Origin of the sequence: Aeromicrobium sp. CnD17-E, from assembly GCF_024124745.1 — a bacterium.
GTDB lineage: Bacteria > Actinomycetota > Actinomycetes > Propionibacteriales > Nocardioidaceae > Aeromicrobium.
This window is the reverse complement of sequence record NZ_JAMXRU010000122.1, coordinates 1-8257: the sequence shown is the minus strand read 5'-3', so window position 1 is coordinate 8257 and position 8257 is coordinate 1. Positions and strand designations below refer to the sequence as shown.

At 73.3% G+C, this 8257-nt stretch carries 8 protein-coding genes and 2 pseudogenes; 9 read left to right on the top strand and 1 reads right to left on the bottom strand.

Annotated features, from left to right (window positions below; genetic code table 11):
• The first annotated feature begins 841 nt into the window (after positions 1-841).
• The 5 genes from NH339_RS16150 (at position 842) to NH339_RS16130 (ending at position 5030) form a co-directional block, all read left to right on the top strand.
• Positions 842-1021, top strand: a complete 180-nt coding sequence (locus NH339_RS16150; RefSeq protein WP_253027050.1) for a helix-turn-helix domain-containing protein — start codon at positions 842-844, stop codon at positions 1019-1021.
• Between the two features lie 74 nt (positions 1022-1095).
• The gene (locus tag NH339_RS16145) at positions 1096-1575 is read left to right on the top strand and encodes a hypothetical protein (protein WP_253027049.1); all 480 of its coding nucleotides are present in this window, start codon (positions 1096-1098) and stop codon (positions 1573-1575) included.
• 99 nt (positions 1576-1674) lie between these two features.
• Complete coding sequence (locus NH339_RS16140; RefSeq protein WP_253027048.1) at positions 1675-2436, top strand: SDR family NAD(P)-dependent oxidoreductase; 762 nt, start codon at positions 1675-1677, stop codon at positions 2434-2436.
• Between the two features lie 120 nt (positions 2437-2556).
• On the top strand, positions 2557-4104 hold the full coding sequence (locus tag NH339_RS16135) for an AMP-binding protein (protein ID WP_253027047.1): 1548 nt from the start codon (positions 2557-2559) through the stop codon (positions 4102-4104).
• Between the two features lie 101 nt (positions 4105-4205).
• A complete protein-coding gene (locus tag NH339_RS16130; protein ID WP_253027046.1) occupies positions 4206-5030 on the top strand; it encodes a LuxR family transcriptional regulator in 825 nt (274 codons plus the stop codon).
• 93 nt (positions 5031-5123) lie between these two features.
• On the opposite strand, the gene NH339_RS16125 is transcribed toward NH339_RS16130, so the two are convergent.
• Positions 5124-5768, bottom strand: a complete 645-nt coding sequence (locus NH339_RS16125; protein WP_253027045.1) for a TetR/AcrR family transcriptional regulator — start codon at positions 5766-5768, stop codon at positions 5124-5126.
• A 128-nt stretch (positions 5769-5896) separates the two neighbouring features.
• On the opposite strand from NH339_RS16125, the gene NH339_RS16120 reads away from it, so the two are divergent.
• From NH339_RS16120 to NH339_RS16110, 4 genes and pseudogenes are all read left to right on the top strand, one after another.
• Positions 5897-7063, top strand: coding sequence for a VOC family protein (locus tag NH339_RS16120; RefSeq protein ID WP_253027044.1), 1167 nt, complete (start codon positions 5897-5899; stop codon positions 7061-7063).
• Complete coding sequence (locus NH339_RS16115; protein ID WP_253027043.1) at positions 7060-7998, top strand: fumarylacetoacetate hydrolase family protein; 939 nt, start codon at positions 7060-7062, stop codon at positions 7996-7998. Before NH339_RS16120 ends, NH339_RS16115 begins: the two co-directional genes overlap by 4 nt.
• Positions 7986-8093 (top strand): annotated as a pseudogene (locus tag NH339_RS19020) (hypothetical protein); the annotation flags it as partial. The gene NH339_RS16115 and the pseudogene NH339_RS19020, both read left to right, overlap by 13 nt.
• Positions 8094-8132: 39 nt before the next feature.
• Positions 8133-8257 (top strand): annotated as a pseudogene (locus NH339_RS16110) (succinate--CoA ligase subunit beta); the annotation flags it as partial.

Below are 8257 nucleotides of genomic sequence, written 5' to 3'. Positions count from 1 at the left end.
TGGCCGCTACTCGACCAGCGGTGGGTGTCGTTGGTCGAGTAGTCGACGCCGCGACGAAGGAGCTGGCGGAGACGTATCGAGACCACTCCGGGCCGTCGCTGGGGGTTGGCTCGCGCTGGGCTGTTGCTGGCTGGTCTCGATACGCGCCTACGACGCTCGTCCCTCGCGCGTGGCCGCTACTCGACCAGCGGTGGGTGTCGTTGGTCGAGTAGTCGACGCCGCGACGAAGGAGCTGGCGGAGACGTATCGAGACCACTCCGGGCCGTCGCTGGGGGTTGGCTCGCGCTGGGCTGTTGCCGGGTGGTCTCGATACGCGTCCACGACGCTTGTCCCTCGCGCGTGGTCGCTACTCGACCAGCGGTGGGTGTCGTTGGTCGAGTAGTCGACGCCGCGACGAAGGAGCTGGCGGAGACGTATCGAGACCACTCCGGGCCGTCGCTGGGGGTTGGCCCGCGCTGGGCTGTTGCCGGGTGGTCTCGATACGCGTCCACGACGCTCGTCCCTCGCGCGCGGCCGCTACTCGACCAGCGGAGGGGTCTGGTGGTCGAGTGCCTCCACGAGCGCCAGCGAGGGGGGGTGTATCGAGACCGCTCTGGGCGGATCAGCGTGGAGTGAGGCAGCGCTGGGCTGTTGCCGGGTGGTCTCGATACGCGTCCACGACGCTCGTCCCTCGCGCGCGGCCGCTACTCGACCAGCGGTACCTTGCGCTGGTCGAGTCATCGCCTCCGCCGAGGGACGAGGCTCGAGGTGACGTATCGAGACCACTCCACGCGGTCCCTGGAAGGCATCCGGTGCTCGTCCGTCGCGGGGTGGGCTCGACGCGCGGCACTAGGCTGGGGTCATGTCGTCGCAGCTGACCGTCGCCGAGGCCGCCGCCCTGCTCGGCGTCCCGACGGCGGACGTGCACCGGCTCATCGCGACGGGGCGGGTCGAGCACCAGCTGGCCTGTTCAGGTCGGTGCGAGCTGCTCGTCAGCGCCGAGTCGGTCGAGGCGCTGCGGTCGGCCGCCGGTCGGGCCTGACCTCGACCTTCGGACCACGAGGTCCGTCCTTTCGGCCGACGCGGACGCTCGTGGTCGTCCCTAGCGTGGACGTCATGATCGCGGGCCCCGAGACCGAGCTGCGCATGTCCGACGGCGACCGCGTCTGGACGTTCGTGCTGCTGGCCGGCGGCGGGGCGGCGCTGCTGCTGGTCCTGCCGTGGCTGCTCGACCTGGTCAGCGGCTTCCCGTGGGTGCCGTTCGAGGACGTCGCGCGCTGGGTGGCGGGCTTCGACGCCCCATGGGCGTGGGCGGCGCGGCTCGCCGCCGGTGCTGCGGTCGGCGGGGCGCTGGCGGTGCTCACCATCGTCGACGAGCACCGGGTGGTCGTGCGCGACGAGGAGCTGGTGCTCGTGCACGGCCGCGACCGCCGCACCGTGGCACGCGACCAGGTCGTGGGGGTCTACCTCGACGGTCGGCGCCTGGTGGTCGACGGGACGCAGGGTCGACGCCTCTTCCACGAACGGCTCGAGGCTCCACGACACCAGGTGCGCGAGGCGTTCCTGGCGCACGCCTACCCGTGGGAGTCCGCGTAGGGCCGGTGCCGCGGGCGGTCGGCGCGTCCTGGGTCGGCGCGCCGGGGCCGCGGTCCCGTGCTTCGATGAGGAGGACGACCAGGACGCAGGAGGCATCACATGGGCAGGTTCGACGGCGACGTCGTGATCGTGACGGGCGGCGGGTCCGGCATCGGGGCCGCCACGGCGCGCCGGTTCGCGTCCGAGGGGGCGACGGTGGTCGTGGCCGGACGGCGCGAGGAGAAGCTGCGCGAGGTCGCCGAGTCCGCCGACGGCACCGTCGTGCCGCACCGCTGCGACGTCAGCGACGTCGCGGCCGTGGAGGAGCTCGTCGCCTCGACCGTCGACGCCCACGGCCGGCTCGACGTGCTCGTGAACAACGCCGGCATCGGGCCGTCCGGGCCCGTGCCCGACGTCGACCGCGACGCGTGGGACGAGACGCTGGCGATCGTCCTCGGCGGCGTCTTCCACACGGCCCGCGCGGCGCTGCCCCACCTGCTCGAGTCGCGCGGCAGCATCGTCAACGTCTCGTCGGTCTCCGGCGTCGGGGGCGACTGGGGTGCGGCCGCCTACAACGCGGCGAAGGGCGGCGTCACGAACCTGACCCGGGCGATGGCGCTCGACCACGCCGAGGCGGGGGTGCGGGTGAACGCGGTCGCACCGAGCCTGACGAAGTCGGAGATGACGGCCGGGATGGACGACGACCAGGAGCTGCTCGACCGCTTCTGGGACCGGCTCCCGCTCGGACGGGCGGCCGAGCCGGAGGAGGTCGCGTCGGTGATCGCCTTCCTCGCGAGCGACGACGCCTCGTTCGTCAACGGCGTCGTGCTGCCGGTCGACGGCGGCCTCACGGCGTCGAACGGGCAGCCCCGCCTGGGCTGAGGTCGTGGGTCCGGGCCCGCGGCCCGGACCCACCTTCGAGGGTGTCGGCGCCGCATGCGACGGGCGCAGTCTCGAGGCGGCCGCCTGCTGGGGCGGCTCCGACTCGTGAAGGAGACCCCCATGACCCTCCAGGCGCGCCCGACGGACCTGGTCGACGACCTGCTGGCGACGTACGCCGACGCCGGCGCGGACGCGGCCTACCTCGCGTGCGACCGGCACGACCCGGCCGCGACCGCCTTCGTGCTCGTCGACGACGACCTCGTCGCGACGCCGCTGACCTACGGCGAGCTCGCGGACGAGTCGCGACGGATGGCGGCCGTGCTGCGCGAGCACGGCGTCGCGCGCGGCGACCGGGTGCCGGTGCTGCTGGGCAAGCGACGTGAGCTGCCCGTGACGATGCTGGCGCTGTGGCGTCTCGGTGCCGTGCACGTGCCGCTGTTCACCGCGTTCGCCACCGGGGCGATCCGCACGCGGGTGGAGGGGTCCTCGGCTCGCGTGGTCGTCACCGAGCCCGACCAGCGCAGCAAGCTCGACCCGTTGCCGGGCCTCGACGTGCTGGAGGTGGGTCCGGCGCTCGAGCGCGAGCTGTCGGGCGTCGAGCCGCTCGCCGAGCGGGTGGCGGTCGGCGGCGACGGCACGATCATGCAGCTGTTCACCAGCGGCACGACCGGGAGCCCGAAGCCGGTCACGGTGCCGCTGCGCGCGCTGGCGTCGTTCCACGTCTACCTGGAGCTGTCGCTCGACGTGCGCGAGGACGACGTGTTCTGGAACGCCGCCGACCCGGGCTGGGCGTACGGCCTCTACTACGGCCTGGCCGGCCCTCTCGTCGCCGGTCGACCCAACGTGCTGCACACTGCCGGGTTCACGCCGGCCGGGACGGTCGCGGTCGTCGAGCGGCTCGGCGTCACCAACTTCGCCGGCGCCCCGACGATGTACCGCGCCATCAGCAAGAGCGGTCTCGTCGAGCACCTGCCGCTGCGGCGGGCGTCGTCGGCGGGCGAGCCCCTGACCCCGGACGTGCTGGCGTGGGCCCGGCGGGTGCTGGGGATCGAGGTGCGCGACCACTACGGCCAGACCGAGCTGGGCATGGTGATCTGCAACAGCTGGAACGACGGCGTGGCCCGCCCGGTCAAGGACGGGTCGATGGGGGTGCCGATGCCCGGCTACGCGGCGGACGTCGTCGACGGGCAGATCGCGATCGACGTGCCCGCCAGCCCGCTGTTCTGGTTCGAGGGCTACCACGGCGCCCCGGAGAAGACGGCCGAGCGGTTCAGTCCCGACGGCCGCTGGTACCTCACCGCCGACACCGGCTCGGTCGACGAGGACGGCTACTTCCAGTTCACGGCCCGCGACGACGACGTGATCCTGGCGGCCGGCTACCGGATCGGGCCGTTCGACGTCGAGAGCGTCCTCATCACGCACCCGTCGGTGGTCGACGTCGCCGTCGTCGGGCGGCCGGACCCCGAGGGGGTGCGCGGCGAGGTCGTGGAGGCGTTCGTGGTGCTGGCCGACGGGGCGCAGGACGGGCCGGAGCTGCACGCCGAGCTGACCGCGCTGGTGCGCGACGGGTACTCCCGGCACGCCTACCCGAGGCGCATCCACGTGATCGACGCGCTGCCGAAGACGCCGAGCGGCAAGGTCCAGCGGTACCTGCTGCGCTCGCTGTGAGGGGGTCGGGGCGCCGATCCGCTCGTACCCTCGAAAGGAGGGAGGGCGTGACCTGAGCGGGTCCGGGTCGCTACTGTGACCGGCGACACAGGAGGTGCCCGATGCCCGACCACCTGGCCCCGCAGGAGGTCCTCTCGCGAGGACTCGACGACCTGCGCCGCGTGACCGGCCTGCCGCTGGTCATGGGCGGTCTGGTGCGCAGCCGGGAGCACTTCACGATCTCCGAGCTGCGGGGCGCGCTGACCACGTCGCTGCACCAGCTGCGGGTGCGCCAGGGGGAGGGTCTGGGCGGCAAGACGCTGGCCACCCGTCGGCCGGCGGCGGTGAGCGCCTACCCGCGCTCGGCCGCGATCACGCACCGGTACGACCGATGGGTGGCCCCCGAGCGTCTGCAGTCGGTGGTGAGCATCCCGGTGGGGGTCGAGGGGCGGCAGCCGTCGGCGATCGTCTACCTGTGCGACCGGCGCAGCGAGCGGCTCGGCCTGGCCGTCGTCGACGCTGCGCGGCCCGTGCTCGCGGGCCTCGCCGCCGACCTCGGCGCTGCCACGACCGCCGAGGAGCGGATGCGGGCGATCAGCCTGCGGGCCGCACAGGCGAGCGACGACCCGCACGACCTGGCGCGCGAGCTCCGGCAGGTGGCGGACCTGACCACCGACCCGAGCACGCGAGCGCGCTTGGAGGCCGTGCTCGCGCGGCTGTCCGGTGAGGGCGCGAGACGCCCGGCCGGACCCAACCCGCTGGGTCGACGCGAGGTGGAGGTGCTGCGGCTGGCCGAGGAGGGCGCGACGAACGTCGAGATCGCCGACGCGCTCGGACTCGTCGAGAGCACCGTGAAGTCGTACATGAAGTCGGCGATGGCGAAGCTGGGCGCGGAGAACCGCGTCAAGGCGGCTCGCGCCGCCCGGGCTCGGGGCCTGCTCGGCTGAGGGACGCACCCCCCTCGCGTTTTGTGGACTTGGTGACGGTCCTCGTCGCGAAGATCGTCACGAAGTCCACAGAACGCGAAGAGGCTGGGGTGGCTAGGCGTCGAGGTGCGGGAGGGGGAGCGCGCAGAGCCGCGCGGCCTCGGCCGCGTCGAGCCCGAGCATGCGCAGCAGCTGGCCGGTCAGCTCCTCGACGTCGTCGACGGCGACCAGGTCGGGGTGCGAGGAGCGCAGGCGCAGGAACCCGAGCAGGGATCCCCCCACGGTGCTGAGGGCCAGCGGCAGGTGGGTGACGGTGAAGCGTCCGGCCGTCATCGCGTCGGTGAGGTCGCGCAGGGCCCGCGGCGCGAGACCGTCCTCGAGGTCGAGCAGGTCGAGACCGAACCGGTTGAGCACGTCGGCGAGCGCCGGGTGGGTCCAGGCGAGCCGGGCCGAGATCCGGAACGACAGCGCGAAGCGGGTCGCCGGGTCCTCCGCGTCCGCGACGGCGGCGTCGATGAGCCGGGCCCACTCCTCCAGCACGTGGGCGGTCGCGGCCTGGAAGAGCTCCTCCTTGCTCGTGAAGTGGTTGTAGAAGGAGCCGAAGCCGACGTCGGCCGCGTCGGTGATCTGCTGGATGGTGGCCGTCGCCGCGCTGCCGTCGACGATGAGCCGCTCCGCCGCGGCGAGCAGGGCCGCGCGCGTGCGCGCCCGCCGCCGGTCGACGCGGGGGCCGTCGCTCGTGCTCCTGCCGTCGCGCATCTCGTCCCTCCCCCTCCTCCGCTGCCGTCGGGCCAGCCTAGTGGTCGGCTCGTGCCGTCCTGGGCCTTGTCCCGACCACGACCAAGCCCTATATTGATGATCTCATCAGAAATGTAGAGGTTCATCAGATGTCGGCATCCGACCGTGCGCACGACACCAGCCGCGAGCACGCCCACGACCACAGCCACCGCGACCTGCACAGCGAGCAGGGGCGTCGTCCCGGCGAGCACGTGGGCCGGTCGGCGCAGCCGGTCGTCAAGGTGCGCGACCTCGCCTGGCTGGAGTTCGAGAAGCCCGACCTCGCGGCCGCGGAGGTGTTCGCCCACGCGTTCGGGTTCAGCACGACCTACCGGAGCGCGACCGAGCTGAACCTGCGGGGCGCGTTGCCCGGGGCGCCGTGCGTGGTCGTGCGGAAGGGTCGGGGGTCGCGGTTCGTGGGACCGGCGTTCGCCGCCGAGACGGCCGACCTGCTGCGGCTCTCGGAGCACACCGGCGTGCCCCTCCGGCGCCTGCCCGAGCACCTCGGCGGCCACGTGGTCGACCTGCGCGAGCCGGCGGGTGCGCGGGTGCGGGTCGTCGCCGACGTCATCGAGCACCCCGCGCTGGCGACGCAGCAGGCGCAGACGCTCAACGTCGGCTCCAAGGTCGAGCGGGTCAACGCCGCGCAGCGCCCCCCGCGGCAGCCGGCCGTCGTGGAGCGGCTCGGCCACGTGGTGCTGCAGTCGGACCGCTACCTCGCCTCGCTCGACTGGTACCTCGACCACCTGGGCCTGATCGTCTCGGACTTCCTGTTCTTCCCGGGCCAGCGCGACCGCGGCCCGACCATGGCCTTCATCCGCTGCGACCGGGGCAGCGAGCCGGCCGACCACCACACGCTGGCCATGACCCTCGGGCCCCGCAGCCGCTACGTGCACTCCGCGTACCAGGTCGCCGACCTCGACGCGCTCGCCGCCGGCGGGGAGCACCTGCGCGACCTTGGCTACCGGCACTCCTGGGGCATCGGCCGGCACATCCAGGGCAGCCAGCTGTTCGACTACTGGCGGGACCCCGACGGCTTCCTCGTCGAGCACTTCAGCGACGGCGACCGCTTCGACGCCTCCCTCGAGCCGGGCTGGGCGGAGATGACGGCCAGCGGCCTCGCGCAGTGGGGTCCGCCCGCCACCGCCGACTTCCTCGGGGTCGCACCCGGCAAGGAGTCGCTGCGGGAGCTGCTGTCGATGACCACCGCCCTGCGCTCGGACAACGAGTTCGACCTCGACCGCCTCCTCGGACTGATGAAAGTGGCCCGCTCATGACCCTCCCCGTCCTCCGCACCGCCGACGCCTGGTGGCTGCGCCGCCCCGACGGTGCCGTCCGCGTCGAGACGTCGGCGACGACGACCGCCGAGCTCCTCGCCGACCGGGCCGCCGTGCTCGCGGCGCGCGACGGCGGCGACCCCGTGCCGGTCGACTCGCTCGCGCTCGTCTCGCCGGTCACCGCACCGTGCCGCGTGGTCGCGCAGATGGCGAACTATGCGAGCCACGCGAAGGACGCCGGGATGAACCCGTCGCGCGTGCCGCTCGCCTTCTTCCGGAAGTCGTCGGGCTCGATCAGCGGCCCGTCCGACCCGGTCGTGCGACCCGCTCACGTGACGCTGCTCGACTACGAGGTGGAGCTGGGCCTGGTGGTCGGGCGCGCGGTCACGGCGGGGGAGGAGGTCGCAGCCTCCGACCTGCCCGACCTCGTCGCCGCGCTCGTGGTGGCGAACGACGTCTCCGCGCGGGACCTCCAGCTGCCCAAGACCCAGTTCTACGAGTCCAAGTCCTACCGCACGTTCACCCCGGTCGGCCCGGTGCTGCTGGTCCTGGAGGACGGTGAGCTCGAGCGTCTGCCCGAGCTGCGGCTGCGGCTGTGGGTCGACGGCGAGCTGCGCCAGGACGAGCTGGCCTCCGACATGATCTACCGGCCCGCCGAGGCCCTCGCCGCCCTCGCGCGGTTCCAGGATCTCGCGCCCGGCGACCTCGTCCTCACCGGCACGCCGGCGGGCACCGCGCTGAGCGCCCCGCCGGCGATCGTCGAGAAGGTCGGAGCCCTGCTCCCGCCGCACGTGAAGTGGCGGATCTTCCTCGGCAAGCAGGTCAAGGACCGTCGCTACCTGCAGGACGGCAACCTCGTCGAGGCGTCGATCGCGACCGACGACGGCGCGCTCGACCTCGGTGCGCAGCGCACGGTGGTGCGGTGGACGCGGTGAGCGTCGCGGTGGTGCTCCTCGTCGTCGTCAGCGTCGTGCTCGTGGCGACGGGCCTGCTCAAGCTGGTCGCCGCGCCGCCGATGCGCGAGCGCGCGCAGCACCTGGGCTACCCGGTCGGGGCGTTCCGTGCGGTGGGCGCGCTGGAGCTGCTGGGCGACACCGCCACCAAGCCGCTCGTGGTCCGTCTCGACGGCAACAACGTCGACGAGGGTCGCGCCATCCTGAACGAGCTGGACCACCCGCTCGTCACCCAGGTGGA

Bases quoted from the DNA above. Each gene is read 5' to 3' on its own strand.
- NH339_RS16115 (WP_253027043.1), top strand. From the start codon at position 7,060: ATGACCCTCCCCGTCCTCCGCACCGCCGACGCCTGGTGGCTGCGCCGC.
- NH339_RS16140 (WP_253027048.1), top strand. From the start codon at position 1,675: ATGGGCAGGTTCGACGGCGACGTCGTGATCGTGACGGGCGGCGGGTCC.
- NH339_RS16125 (WP_253027045.1), bottom strand. From the start codon at position 5,768: ATGCGCGACGGCAGGAGCACGAGCGACGGCCCCCGCGTCGACCGGCGG.
- NH339_RS16130 (WP_253027046.1), top strand. From the start codon at position 4,206: ATGCCCGACCACCTGGCCCCGCAGGAGGTCCTCTCGCGAGGACTCGAC.
- NH339_RS16135 (WP_253027047.1), top strand. From the start codon at position 2,557: ATGACCCTCCAGGCGCGCCCGACGGACCTGGTCGACGACCTGCTGGCG.
- NH339_RS16120 (WP_253027044.1), top strand. From the start codon at position 5,897: ATGTCGGCATCCGACCGTGCGCACGACACCAGCCGCGAGCACGCCCAC.
- NH339_RS16145 (WP_253027049.1), top strand. From the start codon at position 1,096: ATGATCGCGGGCCCCGAGACCGAGCTGCGCATGTCCGACGGCGACCGC.
- NH339_RS16150 (WP_253027050.1), top strand. From the start codon at position 842: ATGTCGTCGCAGCTGACCGTCGCCGAGGCCGCCGCCCTGCTCGGCGTC.